Genomic DNA, 15,995 nt, shown 5'->3' on the forward strand with positions numbered 1-15,995 from the left:
ACCAGCTAAGATGAGCGCCCGTGACTCTGCGCCTCTACGACACCGACACGCGGACCATGCGCGATTTCGCGCCACTGGTCCCCGGCCGTGCGTCGGTGTACCTCTGTGGCGCCACCGTGCAGGGTCAGCCCCACATCGGTCACCTCCGCAGCGGAGTCGCCTTCGACATCCTGCGCCGGTGGTTGCAGGCGCAGGGCACCGACGTGCTCTTCATCCGCAATGTCACCGATATCGATGACAAGATCCTGCACAAGGCCGCCGAGGCGGGCCGCCCCTGGTGGGAGTGGGCCGCGACGCACGAGCGCGCCTTCGACGCGGCATACCGCACCCTCGGCGTGCTCCCGCCCTCGGCCGAGCCGCGGGCCACCGGGCACATCGGGCAGATGATCGAGCTCATGCACCGGCTGATCGACCGCGGCCACGCCTACGCCTCGGAGGGCAACGTCTACTTCGACGTGCTCAGCTACCCGCAGTACGGCGAGCTCTCCGGGCACCGGCTGGACGACGTGCACCAGGGCGAGAGCGCCGGCTCGGGCAAGCGCGACCCGCGCGATTTCACGCTCTGGAAGGCAGCCAAGCCCGGCGAGCCCAGCTGGCCCTCGCCGTGGGGCGCCGGCAGGCCCGGCTGGCACCTGGAGTGCTCCGCCATGGCCGAGTACTACCTCGGCGCCGAGTTCGACATCCACTGCGGTGGAATGGATCTCATCTTCCCGCACCACGAGAACGAGATCGCCCAGTCCAAGGCGGCCGGTGACGGCTTCGCCCGTTACTGGCTGCACAACGGCTGGGTCACCATGGGCGGCGAGAAGATGTCCAAGTCGCTGGGGAACGTGCTCAGCGTGCCCAATGTGCTGAAGCAGGTGCGCGCCGTCGAGCTGCGCTTCTACCTCGGCAGCGCGCACTACCGCTCCAAGCTGGAGTACTCGGACAAGGCGCTGCACGACGCCGCCGCCTCCTACCAGCGCATCGAATCGTTCCTGCTGCGGGTCGCCGAGCGCGGCGGCCCGGTGCCCGCGGCCACCTGGACCGATGCCTTCGCCGACGCACTCGACGAGGATCTCGCGGTGCCGCGCGCGCTCGCCGAGATCCACCACGTGGTGCACACCGGCAACAAGGCGCTGGAGGGCGGGCAGGCCGAGACCGCGCGCGAACTGGCCGCGCAGGTCCGCGCCATGCTCGCCGTCTTCGGCGTCGACCCCTTCGATCCGCACTGGTTCGCACCGAGCGACTCCGGCGCCGCCACCGGCGCCCTCGACGTCCTGGTGCGCGCCGAACTCGACCGCCGCCAGCAGGCACGCACCGACCGCGACTGGGCCACCGCCGACGCCGTGCGGGATCGCCTGCAGGCGGCGGGCATCGAGGTCACCGACACCCCCGCGGGCCCCGAGTGGAGCCTCGCCGACGTGCCAGGAAAGGCCGACTGATGGCAGGCAACTCACAGCGCCGCGGCGCTATTCGCAAGGGCACGACCAAGAAGGGCGCCACCGTCGGCTCCGGCGGGCAGCGCAGGCGCGGGCTGGAGGGGCGCGGGGCCACCCCGCCCGCCGAGGCCAGGACCAAGCATCCCGCCGCCAAGCGGGCGGCGCTCAAGGCGAAGGCGGACGCCAAGGGGCGGCCCGCGGGCAAGGGCGGGCGGACCACCGCCGGGCGCCGGGGTGACGACGGGCCGGAGATGGTGCTCGGGCGGAATCCGGTCGTGGAGTGCCTGCGGGCGGGGGTTCCGGCGTCGGCGCTGTACGTGGCGGTCGGGACCGAGAACGACGAGCGGCTCACGGAGAGCGTGAAGATCGCCGCCGATACCGGGATCTCCATTCTCGAGGTGCCGCGGACCGATCTCGACCGGCTCAGTGCCAACGGGCTGCATCAGGGTGTGGCGTTGCAGGTGCCCGCGTATCGGTACGCGCACCCGGACGATCTGCTGCAGCGGGCCCGGGAGTCGGGTGGGCCCGCGCTGCTCGTGGCGCTGGACAACATCACCGACCCGCGGAACCTCGGGGCCGTCGTCCGGTCCGTGGCGGCGTTCGGGGGCCAGGGGGTGTTGATCCCGCAGCGGCGCAGTGCCGGTGTCACGGCTGTCGCCTGGCGGACCAGTGCCGGGGCCGCTGCTCGGCTTCCCGTCGCTCGGGCCACGAATCTCACTCGTACGCTGAAGGATTGGGCCGGGCGGGGGATCCGGGTCGTCGGGCTCGATGCCGGTGGGACCACCACGCTGGACGACTTCGACGGGTCTGATCCGACGGTGGTCGTCGTCGGGTCAGAGGGCAAGGGGCTGTCGCGGCTGGTTCGGGAGAACTGTGACGAGATCCTGAGTATCCCGATGGCGGGGGATGTGGAGTCGCTCAACGCGTCCGTTGCCGCGGGGGTCGTGCTGTCGGAGATTGCGCGGCAGAGACGGCGGTAAAGGCGCTCCGGGGCCGTAGAATTCGAGCAATGGTGATACCGAACCAGCCGATCGGGCAGCCGGTCGAGCATCCCAACGCCACGGCTATCTTGTTTCTCGGGGCTGTGAGTATCTTGTGCTGTGGGTTGGCCGGTCCCGTGGCGTGGGCCTTGGGGCGGCGGGCGTTGGATCAGATCGAGGAGTCCGGGGGGGCTTTCGGTGGGCGGGCCCAGGTGATGGTGGGGTATGTGCTCGGGATCGTGGGGACTGTGTTGATGGTGATCTACGCGACCTTGTTCGTGTTGATCACCCTGGGCGGGAACGCTTGAGTTGTCCGGCCGAGCCTCGCTCGGCGGGTTCGTGAGACCCGCCCCTGTGCGCGGGGTCAGTCCAGGCTGGGTCTCGGGGGGACGTTGTCTCCCCAGGTGGGCCATTCCTCGGTGAGTTTGCCGGTCCAGTTGGGGCGGCGTTGTTCTTTGAAGGCCGACATGGCTTCGTTGCCGTCGATGCTGTGGGATACCTGTTGGTTGAGGTCTGTCTCGAGGCGGCCGACCATGTCGGGGGTCATGCCGAGGCCTTCCCAGAGGAGTCGCTTCGACAGGGCTACCGGGAGGGGGGCGGAGCCGCTCGCGATGTCGTGGGCTACCGCGAGGGCGGTCGGGAGGACTTCGCCGCCGGGCAGGGAGGCGTTGGCGATCCCCATGGCCTGGGCTTCCTCGCCGTCGAAGGTGCGGCCGGTGAGCATGATGTCCGCTGCGTTCGCCATGCCGACGAGCCTCGGCAGGGTCCAGTGGGCGGAGCCGTCGGCCAGGACGCCTCTTCGTACCTGATTCAGGCCGTAGATGGCGTCTCCGGCCATGTAGCGGAGGTCGCATTGCAGGGCGAGGGCGAGGCCTATGCCTACGGCGTGACCGTTGACCGCCGCTATCACGGGCTTGCGGACCTTCCAGGGCGGGGGGTCCAGGGTGCCGCTGACCTCGCCGACCCGGCTGGAGAGATCGGCCCCGGCGCAGAACGCGGGGGGCGTGCCGGTGATCACCACCGCGCGGATGGCGTCCTCGACGTCGCACCGCTGTAGCGCGACGCCGAGTTCGGTGGCCATCCCGGGGGTGAAGGCATTCTGCTGGGCCGGACGATTCAGGGTCAGCACGGCGATGCCCGCGGAGACATCGACGAGCAGTTCCGAACTCATGTCAGACGATGTTAGCCGACGGGGCTGCGGGAAACCCGGCGTCCGAACGGGTTGCCCGAAGATCGCCTCAGCGCAGGATCTTGCGGCCGATGGCGTACTTGTGCACCTCGGTGGGGCCGTCGTAGAGGCGGAAGGCGCGCATGTCGCGGAAGATCATCTCGACCACGGTCTCGTCGCTGATCCCGATGCCGCCGAGCACCTGGACGCAGCGGTCGGCCACCTTGAACAGCTCCTCCGAGACGAACGCCTTGGCGATCGAGCTCTCGTGCCGCGCCTTCTCGCCGCGGTCCATCAGCCAGCAGGCGTGCCAGATGGTCAGCCTGCACTGGTGCAGCGCGATCTCGTTGTCCGCCAACAGGAACGACACGCCCTGGTGCTCGCCGATCGGCTTCCCGAACGCCGTCCTGGTCTTGGCGTGCGCGACGGCGATGCTCTGCGCCCGCTCGGCCGCGCCGAGCCAGCGCATGCAGTGCGTGAGCCGGGCGGGGGCGAGCCGCAGCTGGGCGTAGCGCAGCGCCTGCCCGGCCGCGCCGAGCAGCGCCTCCCTCGGCAGCGTCAGGTTCTCGAAGCGGACGACACCGTGGCCGGCCACATAGTTGCGGTCCATGGTGTTCATGGTTCGCTCGATGACGATGCCCGGCGTGCCGCCCTCGGTGAGGAAGAGTGTCGGGCCCTCCGGCAGGTGCGGGTTCGGCGCAAGCCGGGCCATGATGATCCAGGTCTTGGCTCCGTTCGCGCCGGTGATCAGCCACTTGCGGCCGTTGAGCACGAAGTTCTCGCCGTCGAAGGTGGCCTCGGTGCAGAGCTGCGCCGGATCCGAGCCTGCGCCGTCCGGTTCGGTCATGGCGAAGACCGAGCGCTGGTGCCCGGCGATCACCGGGGCGAGGAACTGGTCCACCTGCCGCGGATTCGCGATCTTGCTCAGCAGATACATATTGCCCTCGTCGGGCGCGGCACAGTTCATCGCGACCGGCCCGAGCGTCGACCACCCCGCCGCCTCGTAGAGCACCGCCTGCTCGGCGTGGGTCAGCCCGCGCCCGCCCAGCTCCACCGGGGCCTGCACGGTGAGCAGGTTCTCCGCCCGCGCCAGCTCGACCAGCTCCTGGCGCAGCTCGTCGGTGGGGCCGTGCTGGGTGAGCCGCGGGTCGCGCTCGAACGGGACGATCCTGTCGATCACGAACTGGCGGACGCGATCGCGCTCAGCGGCGAGCTCGGCGGGAATCTCGAAGTCGATCATTGCGCACCATTCGGTCGGGGGAGACGTGCGCACGAGCATACGAAATCCGGCACGCCTGACTGAAGGCGGTTGCCATCAAACCGTGGCCGGTACCGGACGCCTGCGCGCGCCGCGCCGGCCGACCACCCGGCAGACCAGGTAGATGACGAACGAGATGGTGGTGACGAAGGTCGAGACCGGCACCCCGGGCGCCAGCGAGAGCAGAATCCCGCCCACCGCCGCCACCTCCGCGAAGAGCACCGCGAGCACCGTCGCCCGCACCGGGCTCGCGGTCACCTGCGCGGCCGCCGCGGCCGGGGTGATCAGCAGCGCGAGCACGAGCAGCGCGCCGACGATCTGCACGCCGAACGCCGCGGTGATGCCGAGCATGACCGCGAAGACCACCGAGAGCGCGCGCACCGGAACCCCGCGCGCCTGCGCCACCTCCGGGTCGGTGCTGGCGAAGAGCAGTGGCCGGTAGATCAGCGCGAGCACCGCGAGCACCCCGGCGGTGCAGGCGATCAGCAGCGTCAGCCCGCTGTACCCGACGCTCACCACCTGCCCGGTGAGCAGCGAGAACTTGGAGCCGGCGCGCTCCGGGCCGAGCCAGAGGAAGAGCACCGAGAGCCCGAGGCCGAAGGAGAGCACCACCGCGATCACCGAATCGCGCTCGCGCGCCCTGGTGCCGAGCACGCCGAAGAGCACCGCCGCGACCACCGAGCCGACGATGGCGCCGATCCCGACGCCGATCCCGGCGAGCAGCGCGGCGGCCGCGCCGGTGAGCGAGAGCTCGCTGGTGCCGTGCACCGCGAAGGACATCTGCCTGCTCACCACCAGCGGCCCGATCACCCCGGCGAGCAGCCCGAGCAGCGCGGCCGCGAGCAGCGCCTGCTGCACGAAGTCGTAACCGATCAGGTTGGCGGTGGTCGAGAAGTCGAAGGTCTTGGAGAGCACGCCGCCGAGCTTGTCGATCACGCTCGCGCCCCGTTCCGCGCCACCCCTGGCCCGAACTCCTCGGCGCCGTGGCAGTGCGCGCCCGCGGTGCCGAGCGCGTCCATGGTGTCGCCGGTGCCGACCACCACCAGCCGGCCGCGCACCCGCAGCACCTCGACGTCGGTGCCGTACAGCTCGGAGAGCACCGCGGAGGTCATCACCTCGTCCGGGGTGCCGATCCGGAAGCGCCCGTTCACCAGGTAGATCACCCGGTCGACCAGCGGCAGCACCGGGTTGATCTCGTGCGTCACGAAGAGCACGGCGGTGCCGCTGGTCCGCCTGCGGCGGTCGATCAGCTCGGCGACCAGCTGCTGATTGGCCAGGTCCAGGCTGAGCAGCGGCTCGTCGCAGAGCAGCACCCGCGGGTCGCCGACCAGTGCCTGCGCCACCCGCAGCCGCTGCTGCTCGCCGCCGGACATGGACTCCAGCGGGGCGTCGGCGTAGCCCTGCGCGCCGACGTCGGCGATGGCGGCGCGCACCCGGCGCGCGCGCTCGGCGCGGTTGCGCAGCCCGAGCCCCCAGCGGTGCCCGTCCACCCCGAGCCCGACCAGGTCGACGCCGCGCAGCTGCACCCCGGCGTCGATGGTCTTCTGCTGCGGCACGTAGCCGATGTGCGGGTTGCCGGTGCGCGCGGGCGCGCCCCCGATCGTCGCGCTGCCCCGGCTCAGCGCCAGCTGCCCGAGCAGCACCTTGAGCAGCGAGGTCTTCCCGGAGCCGTTCGGCCCGAGCACCACAACGAACTCGCCCGGTGCCACCTCCAGATCGAGTTCCTCCCACAGGGTTCTCGATCCGAAGGAGAGCCGGGCGTCGGAGAGCCGGACGGCGGGCGTGATCGCCCGGTCGACCGGGACGCCGGATTCGGTGGTCATGCCGTCCTCACGAGGGGCTCACCGCCGTGGCGAGCGCCTCGGCGTTGGCGGTCTGCCAGGCGATGTAATCCACACCGTCGGGCAGGGTTTCGGTCACCTCGAGCACCGGGATGCTGTTCTGCTGCGCGAGGCCGCGCAGGTCCTGGGTGATCCGGCCCTCGGTCTGCACGTTGTACACCAGCACGCGCACCTGCTTGCCGGTGAGCAGGTCCCTGGTGGCGGCGACGGCCGCGGGGGCCGGGTCGGTCTCCTGCTCGATCGCCTCCTGGAACTCCGCGGGAGTCAGGTCGCGCACCTTCGCGGCGCGCAGCAGATAGTAGGCGAGCGGCTCGGTCTGCAGCACCGGGGTGTCCGGGCGCGCGGTGGCGATCCGGTCGGTCACCGCGGTGATGCCTGCCAGCTTGCCCTTGAACTCGGCGGCGCGGTCGGTGTAGCCCTGCGCGTGCTCGGCGTCGAGCTCGCCGAGCTCGGCGGCGATCCGATCCGCGACCGTCGCCACGGTGGTCACGTCGTACCAGACGTGCTCGTTCTCCTCGGACTGGTCGGTGCGCACCGAGTACGCGTCCACCGACGGGGTGTCGCGGCCGTTCAGTGCCTGCTCCACGAACTCGTCGTAGCCGCCGCCGTTGAAGACCACCAGGTCGGCCTCGGCGATGTGGGCGGTCTCGCCCGCCGACGACTCGTGCGAGTGCGGGTCGGCGGAGGGATCGGTGATCAGCGACTCGACCTCGGCGTCCGGCCCGGCGACGGCAGCGGCCACGCTGCCCCACACATCGGTGGAGGCGACCACCGAGGGTTTGCCGGACCCGTCGGAGCCGCTGCCGCACGCGGCCAGGGCGAAGGCCGTCGCCACCCCGACGGCGAGACCGGCGGTGCGAAGGAAGAATCGGGTGGCCACGGGGCAGCTCCTGCGGGTAATGGAAACCGTTTCCGTTTCACTTTAGCAGGGGGAACGACCCGTCGCGCCCCGGGTGCCGGAAATGCGCGAGGCCCGTGCGAGTGGTGCTCGCACGGGCCTCGAAACGGGTCAGACCAGGACTTCCGCCTGCTGGCTCAGCAGCTGGGCGCAGCGCAGCAGCCCCAGGTGGCTGTACGCCTGCGGGTGGTTGCCCAGCGATCGCTCGGCCACCGGGTCGTACTCCTCGCTGAGCAGCCCGGTCGGCCCGGCCGCGGCGACCAGCTGCGCGAAGAGCGCTTCGGCGTCCGAGCGCTTGCCGATCAGCAGGTACGCCTCGATCAGCCAGGCCGCGCAGAGGTGGAAGCCGCCCTCGCCGCCGGGCAGCCCGTCGTCGTGGTGGTACCGGTACACCGTCGCGCCGCTGCGCAACTCCGCCTCGGTGGCGACCACGGTGGCGTGGAAGCGCGGGTCGGAGGGGTCGATCAGCCCGGAGAGGCCGATGTGCAGGGTGGCGGCGTCCAGGTCGGTGCCGTCGTAGGCGGCGGTGTAGGACTGCACCTCCTCGTTCCAGCCCTTGGTCTTGACCTCGTCGGCGATGGTGTCGCGGAGCACCGGCCACTCCGGGTCGATCGGGCGGTCGAACTTCTGCGCCAGGGTGAGCGCGCGGTCGACCGTCAGCCAGCCCATGACCTTCGAGTACACGTGGTGCCGCGGGTTACCGCGGATCTCCCAGATGCCGTGGTCCGGCTCCTGCCAGCGCCGCTGCACCGCGGCGACCATGTCCTGCACCAGCTCCCAGTCGGCGTCCGGGAGGGCGCGGGCCGGGTCGGCGATGCCGTGCCTGCCGCGCGCGGCGGCCAGGTTGGCGATCAGGTCGACGATCGGGCCGAACACGTCGAGCTGGACCTGCATGTTGGCCGCGTTGCCGACCCGCACCGGGCGCGAGCCCGCGTAGCCGGGGAGCTGGTCGATGACGGCCTCCGGCGGCAGCGTCTCGCCGTAGATGGTGTAGAGCGGGTGCAGCCGCTCGGGGCCGGGCAGCGTCTCCAGCACCCGGTGCACCCAGGCCAGGTAGGCGTCGGCCTCGCCGACCGAGCCGAGCGAGACCAGCGCCTGCGCGGTGAGCGCGGCATCACGCAGCCAGCAGTAGCGGTAGTCCCAGTTGCGCACGCCGCCGATGTCCTCCGGCAGCGAGGTGGTCGCGGCGGCCAGGATCGAGCCGGAGGGGGCGTGCACCAGGCCGCGCAGGGTGAGCGCGGAGCGCTTCATCAGATCCGGCTTGAGCGGCGGCAGCTCCAGCCCGGCCGCCCAGTCCGCCCAGTACTGCTCGGCCGCCGCCCGCCGCTCCGGCTCCGGGGTCATGGCCGGGGTCAGGTCCTCGGTGCCGCAGCGCAGTTCGAGCACGACCGGGGCGACCGACGGGTCGACCACGGCGTAGGCGAAGTCGTGCGAGCCGTCGCTGCGGATCTCCCACTGCACGCCGGGCGAGCGCAGCACCATCGGGTCGTTGGTGCCGAGCACCCGCAGCCCGGCCGGCTCGGCCTCGATGCTCACCGACACCTGCCCGAACTCGGGGCGCGGGGCGAAGGTGATCACGGCCTTGGCGGTGCCGGTGATGACGCGGGTCAGGTCGGTGCGGTCCGGCGCGACGTCGTGCGGCAGGTAGTCGACGACGCCGAGGCTGGCCCAGCGCGTCTCGACGGTCATGGTGCCGTCCACGTAGCGCTGCGAGAGCGGGAGTCCGGGGCGCTCGGGGGCGATGGTGAAGTGGCCAGCCTGCGGGCCGCCGAGCAGGTGCGCGAAGACCGCGGCGGAATCCGGCTCGGGGTGGCAGAACCAGGTGACGGTGGCGTCCGGGGTGAGCAGCGCGACCGAGCGCGGGCTGGCCAGCATGGTCAGCCGCTCGATCCGCGGCGCGCTGGCGCCCGCCAGCCAGGTGCGGCGCTCGTCGAGCAGGAAGGCGAGCGCGCGCGAGACGTCCTCGGTGCTGTCCACCCGGTAGCCGGCCAGGCTCTCGCCCGGCCCGACCTTGATCCCGACGTCCGGGCCGGAGAGCACCCGGAACGCCTTCTCGTCGGTGACGTCGTCGCCGAAGAAGACCGCGGCCGACGCGCCCTCCTGGTGCCGGATGGTGTCGAGCGCGTAGCCCTTGTCGGTGGCGACCACCGCGAGCTCGATCACCTCCTTGCCCTCGGTGACCTGGATCCCCACCCAGCAGGCGGCGCCCTGGCGCACCTTGTCGAGCGCGCGCCTGCCCACCTCGGGGCTGGCGTTGCGCACGTGCAGCGCGGAGCTGGCCGGCTTGTTCTCGACGGTGGTGCCCGGGTTGTCGTCGGCGATCGTGCCGAGCTCGGCCTGCACCTCGCGCAGCAGCTGCTTCGCGTCGCTGTCGATGGCGTGCACGAAGCCGACGTCGAACTCCGAGCCGTGGCTACCGATCAGCTGCACCTCGACGGGGAGCCGGGAGAGCGCCGCGAGATCGCGCAGGGCCCGGCCGGAGATCACCGCGGCGGTGGTGCCGGTGAGCCCCGCGAGCGCGCGTAGCGCGTTCACCGATTCGCGGTGGGGAAACGCCTCCGCCGGGTCGGACACGATGGGCGCGATGGTCCCGTCGTAGTCCGAGGCCACCAACAGCCGCGGCACGCGCGCGACCGTCGACAGAGCACGGCGAAGTTCCAGTGGCAGATCCTGTGCGCTCACGCATCCAACCTTGAGATCGGAGGGGGATGATTCCGGGCGCGGGAAACAATACTGAATCGTCTGCGCCGCGCCCACGCGCGTACGGGGTTTCCGCCCGCGCCTCACGAACGCCGGTGTACGTGCGCGCGAACGCGGCGGATTCGCACTCGCGCTACCTGTGGTTGTACCCCGTCAGCGGGGTCTTCGCACGGGGAGAAGCTGTGGGCCCGCTCGCAGACTTCGCCGCCTCGCCGTCCGTCGCCATCCATGGTGCGCGCCCCGGCATACTTCGCGCAACTGGGGTTCCCGGGGTGCTGTGCCGGTGGCCGTTGTGTGCGGCGCGTGGCCGTGGGGGCCGGTCGCCTCAACGTTCCAGGCGATGCTGCTGATCCTGTTCGGGATCGCGATCCGCGAGGCGTGGCGCCGCAGGCTCGCACCGGCGCGCGCGGCGTAGCTCCGGGACCGCGCCGGCCCCCGCGAGCGCAGCTCGCCCGCGGCCGGCTAGATGCTGCGTTCGCCGAGGAGCAGGTCGACGGTGAGTTCGAGGCGCTCGCTGACGTCGGTGGCGGAGGCGCGGCGGGTGAGCCAGGCGACCAGGTTGGAGAGCCAGACGTCGCTGATGACGCGGGCGACGGCGAGCTGGCGCTCGGTGGGCTCACCGTCGTTCATGGCGCGGGCGAAGACCCGGTCCATGACCTTGCCGACCCGGTCCACCTCCGCCGCCGCTGAGGCGTCGGCGAACATGAAGGCGCGGGTCATGGCCTCGGTGAGCAGCGGGTCGCGCTGCATCATGCGGGTGATGTTGGTGAGCAGGGCGTGCATGCGCTCCTGCGGGGAGCCGCCGGAGAGCGGCTTGCGCTTGCCCTCGAACTGCTCGAACTCGCGGGCCAGCGCGGAGACCAGCAGGTGCACCTTGGACGGGAAGTACCGGTAGAGCGTGCCGACCGCGACGTCGGCGCGCTCGGCGACCGCCCGCATCTGCACCGCGTCGTAGCCGCCCTTGGAGGCGAGCGCCAGCGTCGCGTCCAGGATCCGCTTGCGCCGCTCCCGCTGCGCGGCGGAGCTGAGTTCGTCCTCGCTGAGGGTCGTGACCGGTCCGGTACGCGGCGCACCCGGGTCGGGCTGCTGCGATCGCGAGGGGCTGGCCATCGATGAACGTCCTTTCGGGCATTGCGCTGCGCGCCGGGCCTGCTCTTGACTTCCGCCCGGCAGGGATATTAGAACATGTTCTAGGTGTGGCAGTCACGCCGGGAAGGCGGTCATGAGTGTGACCATCGCCACCACTGACGAGCACAAAGCCGTCCAGGAGTCGATGCGCGGGTGGTCCGGATCGGTCCGGCCGATTGCAACAATGCGCTCCGGCGCGGCCGGCTACTGGCGTGGCTACTGGCCGGCACTGACCGATCTCGGGATCTTCCGGGTCGCGGTCGCGGAGGAGGCGGGCGGCGCCGGCGGGTCGGTGACCGATCTCGCGGTGCTGGTCGAGCAGGCCGCGCACGATCTCGTCGGCGGCCCCGTGTTGACGACGGCGGTGGCCCAGCTGGTCACCGCCGGCGCGCTCGACGAGGAGCTGCCCTGCGGACTGGCGCTCGACGGCATCGGCGGCGCGGAGCAGAGCCTACCCGCCGCCCCCGACGGTGCTCCGCTCACCGGCGTCTGGGAGACGGTGCTCGGCGCCACCCCGGATGCCGCCGTGTTGCTGCCGGTCGCGGCCGACGACGGCGCGCGCTGGGTGCTGCTCCCGCCGGACACCGAGGGGCTGCGGATCGAGCCGCTCGACTCCGCCGACCCCGGCTCCCCGCTGGCGCGGGTGCACCTCACCGAGGTCGCGGTCCCCGCCGAGCGGGTATTCCGCGCGCCGTACGCGGTCGGCGACCTGGTGCTCGCGCTGGCGACGGCCGAGCTCGCCGGGATCACCGGATGGTGCCTGGAGACCGCCGCCGACTACGCGCGGACGCGCACCCAGTTCGGCAGGCAGATCGGGTCGTTCCAGGCGGTCAAGCACATCTGCGCGTGGATGCTCTGCCGCACCGAGCTGATCCGCGCGGTCGCCGCCGACGCCGCCGCAGCGGTGGACGAGGGCGGGGCCGAGCTGCCGATCGCCGCCGCCATCGCGGGCGCCATCTCGCTGGACGCCGCGGTGCAGACGGCGAAGGACTGCATCCAGGTGCTCGGCGGGATCGGCTTCACCTGGGAGCACGACGCGCACTTCTACCTGCGCCGCGCGCTGCTGCTCAAGCAGTTGCTCGGTGGTGGCGAGCGCTGGCGTGCCAGGGTCACCGAGCTGACCCGCGCCGGGCACCGCCGCACCACCGGCGCCGAGCGGATCCTCGCCGCGGACGGAGTGCTTGCCGAGGCGGTCGGAACCGGCACTGTCGCCGGCGGTCCCGCGGCCGCATCCGGTGCGAGCGCCGCCGGGTCCGGCGCGGCCGCCGACGCTGGTGAGCCGGCCGCAGAGGGCGAGATCGCCGCGGTCGGCGGCGAACTCGCCGCGGAGGTAGCCGCCATCGCGGCGCTCCCCGCGGAGGAGCAGCGCGCGGCGCTGGCCGAGGCGGGCATGATCATGCCGCACTGGCCGCGCCCGTACGGCCGCGCCGCGAACCCTATGACCGGCCTGATGATCTCGGAGGAGCTGCGCCGCGCCGGCGTCGCCGTCCCCGACCTCACCATCGGCGGCTGGGCCGTCCCCACCCTGCTCCAGCACGGCAGCGCCGAGCAGGTCGAGCGGTTCGCCTGGCCGACGCTGCGCGGCGAGGTGATCTGGTGCCAGCTCTTCAGTGAGCCGGAGGCGGGCTCCGACCTGGCCGCCCTGCGCACCACCGCCAAGCGCACCGATGGCGGCTGGCTGCTGCGCGGCCAGAAGGTCTGGACCTCGCTCGCGGACAAGGCGAACTGGGCCATCTGCCTCGCCCGCACCGACCCGGACGCCCCCAAGCACAAGGGCATCTCGTACTTCCTGCTGAAGATGGACTCCCCTGGCCTGGAGATCCGCCCGCTGGTGCAGATCACCGGCGAGGCCCGCTTCAGCGAGGTCTTCCTGGACGACGTCTTCGTCCCGGACGAGGGCCTGGTCGGCGACCTGAACAATGGCTGGAAGATCACCCGCGCCACGCTGGCCGCCGAGCGGGTCGCCATGAGCGGCAGCGGAATCGGCACCGCGCTGGAGGAGCTGGTCGCCAAGCTCCCGGCGACCGGCCCCGGCGCGGAACTGCGCAACGACAAGCTGGGCGCGCTGATCTCGGACGCCATCGCCGGATTGCTGCTGGAGCAGCACGCCGCCGTGCGCATGCTCACCGGTTCCGACCCGTCGGCGCAGAGCAGTGTGCGCAAACTGGTGGGTGTACGGCATCGCCAGGCGGTCGCGGAGTTCGCGGTCGAGGTGGCGGGCACGGTCGGCGCGCAGGAGACCGCTGAGGTCAAGGAGTTCCTGCTCACCCGGTGCCTGTCCATCGCGGGCGGCACCGAGCAGATCCTGCTGACCGTCGCCGGTGAGCGGATCCTCGGGCTGCCGAGAGAGCAGACGTAGGGACGGGGACGAACGTGGATTTCACCAGGGACGAGAGTCAGGACGCGATCGCCGAGGTGGTCGTGAGCCTGCTGGAGCGCAATTCGGCGCGGGATTTCGAGCTGTGGCCGCGGCTGGTCGATTCCGGCCTGCTCGCGGTGCCGCTGCCGGAGAAGCTCGGCGGCGCGGGCATGGGGCTGGCCGAGGTGTCGGTGCTGCTCACCGAGCTGGCCACCGACGCGGTCGCGGTACCGGCGCTGCCGACGCTCGGCTTCGGCGTCGTGCCGCTGCTGGCGGCGCTGCCGGACGAGCCGGCGGAGCGGGTGTTCGGCGCGGTCGCCGATGGCGCGGTGCTCACCGCCGCGCTCAGCGAGCAGGCGGCGCCGTTCACCGTTGAGCCGGAGACCAGCGCGGTGACCGAGGGCGGCTCGGTGGTGCTCACCGGCCGCAAGGTCGCCGTTCCGTACGCGGCGGAGGCGCGCTGGCTGCTGATCCCCACCGACGCCGGGGTCGCACTGGTCGAGGCGGACACCCCCGGCCTGGAGCTGACCCCGAGCCCGGCCTCCGGCGGCAACCCGGAGGCCACGGTCCGGCTGACCGGCGTCACCATCCCGGCGGCGCAGCTGCTCGCGCTGCCGCTGCCGGTGCTGCACCGGGCCGCGGTGGCCACCATCGGCTCGGTGGCCGACGGGTTGCTGCGCGGCGCGCTCGCGCTCACCGCCGAGCACGTCCGGGTGCGGCACCAGTTCGGCAGGCCGCTGGCCCAGTTCCAGGCGGTGGCCCAGCAGATCGCCGATCTGTACGTGGTCTCGCGAACCGTCGGCGCCGCCGCACAGTCGGCGAACTGGGCTCTGGCGCAGGACGATTCGAGCCCGGAGCACCTGGAGCGGATCGACGATGACCTGGAGGTGCTCGCGTACACGGTCGCGTCCGAGCTGCCCGCCGCCATGCAGAAGTGTCACCACCTGCACGGCGGGCTCGGCGTGGACATCACCCATCCCATGCACCGCTACTACTCACAGGCCAAGGATCTCGCCCGCTGGCTCGGCGGCGCGTCCTTCCGTCTCGATCGATTGGGGGCCAGATGTACATCGACCTGACCATCGAGCAACGCAGGCTGCGCGCCGAACTGCGCGCGTACTTCGCCGATCTGGTGACGCCGGAGGAGCACGCCGAGATGGCGGTGAACCGGCACGGTGACGCCTACCGCGCCGTCGTGCGCCGGATGGGCCGGGACGGCCGGCTCGGCGTCGGCTGGCCCAAGGAGTACGGCGGCGGCGGCTTCGGCGCCGTCGAGCAGCAGATCTTCTACAACGAGGCGGTGCGCGCCGACGTGCCGCTGCCGCTGGTCACGCTGCTCACCGTCGGCCCGACGCTGCAGAGCTACGGCACCGAGGAGCAGAAGCGGAAGTTCCTGCCCGGCATCCTCTCCGGTGACATCCACTTCGCCATCGGCTATTCCGAGCCGGAGGCAGGCACCGACCTGGCGGCGCTGCGCACCAGCGCGGTCCGTGACGAGGCCACCGGTGACTGGGTCGTCAACGGCCAGAAGATCTTCACCACCGGCGCGCACGAGGCCGATTTCGTCTGGCTGGCCGCCCGCACCGGCAGCCCCGAGTCGCGGCACCGCGGCATCACGATCCTGATCGTCGACACCACCGACCCCGGCTACTCGTGGACGCCGATCATCACCAGCGACGGCGCGCACCACACCAACGCCACCTACTTCGACAATGTCCGGGTTCCGGCCGGGATGCTGGTCGGCGAGGTGGACCGGGGCTGGCGGCTGATCACCACCCAGCTCAACCACGAGCGGGTCGGGCTCGGCCCGTCCGGCAAGATCGAGCAGCTCTACGACCGGGTGCGCGAGTGGGCGCGGCCGCGCGGCGTGCTCGGCAAGCCGGACGTGCAGCGCTCGCTGGGCCGGATGCACGCCATGGCGCGGCTCAACGAGCTGCTGAACTGGCAGGTCGCGGCCTCGGCCGACCGCGCGGACGCGGATCCGAACGATGTCATCGCCGACGCCTCGGCCACCAAGGTGTACTCCACCGAGGCGCTGCAGGAGGCGGGGCGGCTGGCCGAGGAGATCGTCGGCGGCTACGGCGACCCGGCCGAGCCGGAGACCGCCGCGCTGCTCACCTGGCTGGACCGGCGGACCAAACAGAACCTGGTGGTGACCTTCGGCGGCGGCGTCAACGAGGTCATGCGCGAACTCGTCGCCTCCTCGGGGCTGAAACTGCCCCGGGTACCCCGGTAACGAAGG

The 15,995-nt window shown here is 71.8% G+C and carries 13 protein-coding genes; 6 read left to right on the forward strand and 7 right to left on the reverse strand.

Annotation, left to right across the window (positions count from 1 at the left end):
- Nucleotides 1-20 precede the first annotated feature (20 nt).
- From cysS to ACFO0B_RS19580, 3 genes are read left to right on the forward strand one after another with little or no spacing between them, the layout of a single operon-like run.
- Entirely contained in the window at nt 21-1,424 is a 1,404-nt protein-coding gene (gene cysS, locus ACFO0B_RS19570; RefSeq protein ID WP_378613961.1) for a cysteine--tRNA ligase, read from the forward strand.
- Nucleotides 1,424-2,401 (forward strand): 23S rRNA (guanosine(2251)-2'-O)-methyltransferase RlmB, encoded by a 978-nt coding sequence (gene rlmB / locus ACFO0B_RS19575; RefSeq protein WP_378613962.1) that lies wholly within the window; start codon nt 1,424-1,426, stop codon nt 2,399-2,401. Before cysS ends, rlmB begins: the two co-directional genes overlap by 1 nt.
- A 29-nt stretch (nt 2,402-2,430) precedes the next feature.
- A complete protein-coding gene (locus tag ACFO0B_RS19580; protein WP_378613963.1) occupies nt 2,431-2,709 on the forward strand; it encodes a DUF4190 domain-containing protein in 279 nt (92 codons plus the stop codon).
- Nucleotides 2,710-2,765: 56 nt separating this feature from the next.
- On the opposite strand, the gene ACFO0B_RS19585 is transcribed toward ACFO0B_RS19580, so the two are convergent.
- From ACFO0B_RS19585 to kstR, 7 genes are all read right to left on the reverse strand, one after another.
- On the reverse strand, nt 2,766-3,572 hold the full coding sequence (locus ACFO0B_RS19585; protein WP_378613964.1) for an enoyl-CoA hydratase/isomerase family protein: 807 nt from the start codon (nt 3,570-3,572) through the stop codon (nt 2,766-2,768).
- Nucleotides 3,573-3,639: 67 nt separating this feature from the next.
- Complete coding sequence (locus ACFO0B_RS19590) at nt 3,640-4,809, reverse strand: acyl-CoA dehydrogenase family protein (protein WP_378613965.1); 1,170 nt, start codon at nt 4,807-4,809, stop codon at nt 3,640-3,642.
- Nucleotides 4,810-4,884: 75 nt separating this feature from the next.
- Nucleotides 4,885-5,763, reverse strand: a complete 879-nt coding sequence (locus tag ACFO0B_RS19595) for a metal ABC transporter permease (RefSeq protein ID WP_378613967.1) — start codon at nt 5,761-5,763, stop codon at nt 4,885-4,887.
- Nucleotides 5,760-6,650 carry a metal ABC transporter ATP-binding protein gene (locus ACFO0B_RS19600; RefSeq protein ID WP_378613968.1) on the reverse strand — a complete coding sequence of 297 codons (891 nt, stop codon included), beginning with the start codon at nt 6,648-6,650 and terminating at the stop codon, nt 5,760-5,762. The genes ACFO0B_RS19595 and ACFO0B_RS19600 overlap by 4 nt, the downstream gene beginning before the upstream one ends.
- Nucleotides 6,651-6,657: 7 nt before the next feature.
- Complete coding sequence (locus tag ACFO0B_RS19605) at nt 6,658-7,548, reverse strand: metal ABC transporter solute-binding protein, Zn/Mn family (RefSeq protein WP_378613969.1); 891 nt, start codon at nt 7,546-7,548, stop codon at nt 6,658-6,660.
- 129 nt (nt 7,549-7,677) lie between these two features.
- Nucleotides 7,678-10,248: a trehalose-phosphatase gene (otsB, locus tag ACFO0B_RS19610; RefSeq protein ID WP_378613970.1), complete on the reverse strand. Its 2,571-nt coding sequence runs from the start codon at nt 10,246-10,248 to the stop codon at nt 7,678-7,680.
- A gap of 480 nt (nt 10,249-10,728) precedes the next feature.
- Nucleotides 10,729-11,376, reverse strand: a complete 648-nt coding sequence (kstR, locus tag ACFO0B_RS19615; protein ID WP_378613971.1) for a cholesterol catabolism transcriptional regulator KstR — start codon at nt 11,374-11,376, stop codon at nt 10,729-10,731.
- 112 nt (nt 11,377-11,488) lie between these two features.
- Here kstR and ACFO0B_RS19620 point away from each other — a divergent pair, with 112 nt between their 5' ends.
- From ACFO0B_RS19620 to ACFO0B_RS19630, 3 genes are read left to right on the forward strand one after another with little or no spacing between them, the layout of a single operon-like run.
- The gene (locus ACFO0B_RS19620; RefSeq protein ID WP_378613972.1) at nt 11,489-13,753 is read left to right on the forward strand and encodes an acyl-CoA dehydrogenase family protein; all 2,265 of its coding nucleotides are present in this window, start codon (nt 11,489-11,491) and stop codon (nt 13,751-13,753) included.
- Between the two features lie 14 nt (nt 13,754-13,767).
- Complete coding sequence (locus ACFO0B_RS19625) at nt 13,768-14,832, forward strand: acyl-CoA dehydrogenase family protein (protein WP_378613973.1); 1,065 nt, start codon at nt 13,768-13,770, stop codon at nt 14,830-14,832.
- Nucleotides 14,817-15,989 carry an acyl-CoA dehydrogenase family protein gene (locus ACFO0B_RS19630; protein WP_378613974.1) on the forward strand — a complete coding sequence of 391 codons (1,173 nt, stop codon included), beginning with the start codon at nt 14,817-14,819 and terminating at the stop codon, nt 15,987-15,989. The genes ACFO0B_RS19625 and ACFO0B_RS19630 overlap by 16 nt, the downstream gene beginning before the upstream one ends.
- Nucleotides 15,990-15,995 lie beyond the last annotated feature (6 nt).

Source organism: Nocardia jiangsuensis (assembly GCF_042650385.1).
In the GTDB taxonomy this organism is placed as follows: domain Bacteria; phylum Actinomycetota; class Actinomycetes; order Mycobacteriales; family Mycobacteriaceae; genus Nocardia; species Nocardia jiangsuensis.

Coding starts and splice junctions, on each gene's coding strand:
- rlmB (WP_378613962.1), top strand. CDS start 1,424: ATGGCAGGCAACTCACAGCGCCGCGGCGCTATTCGCAAGGGCACGACC.
- ACFO0B_RS19590 (WP_378613965.1), bottom strand. CDS start 4,809: ATGATCGACTTCGAGATTCCCGCCGAGCTCGCCGCTGAGCGCGATCGC.
- ACFO0B_RS19580 (WP_378613963.1), top strand. CDS start 2,431: ATGGTGATACCGAACCAGCCGATCGGGCAGCCGGTCGAGCATCCCAAC.
- ACFO0B_RS19585 (WP_378613964.1), bottom strand. CDS start 3,572: ATGAGTTCGGAACTGCTCGTCGATGTCTCCGCGGGCATCGCCGTGCTG.
- ACFO0B_RS19630 (WP_378613974.1), top strand. CDS start 14,817: ATGTACATCGACCTGACCATCGAGCAACGCAGGCTGCGCGCCGAACTG.
- ACFO0B_RS19620 (WP_378613972.1), top strand. CDS start 11,489: ATGAGTGTGACCATCGCCACCACTGACGAGCACAAAGCCGTCCAGGAG.
- kstR (WP_378613971.1), bottom strand. CDS start 11,376: ATGGCCAGCCCCTCGCGATCGCAGCAGCCCGACCCGGGTGCGCCGCGT.
- ACFO0B_RS19600 (WP_378613968.1), bottom strand. CDS start 6,650: ATGACCACCGAATCCGGCGTCCCGGTCGACCGGGCGATCACGCCCGCC.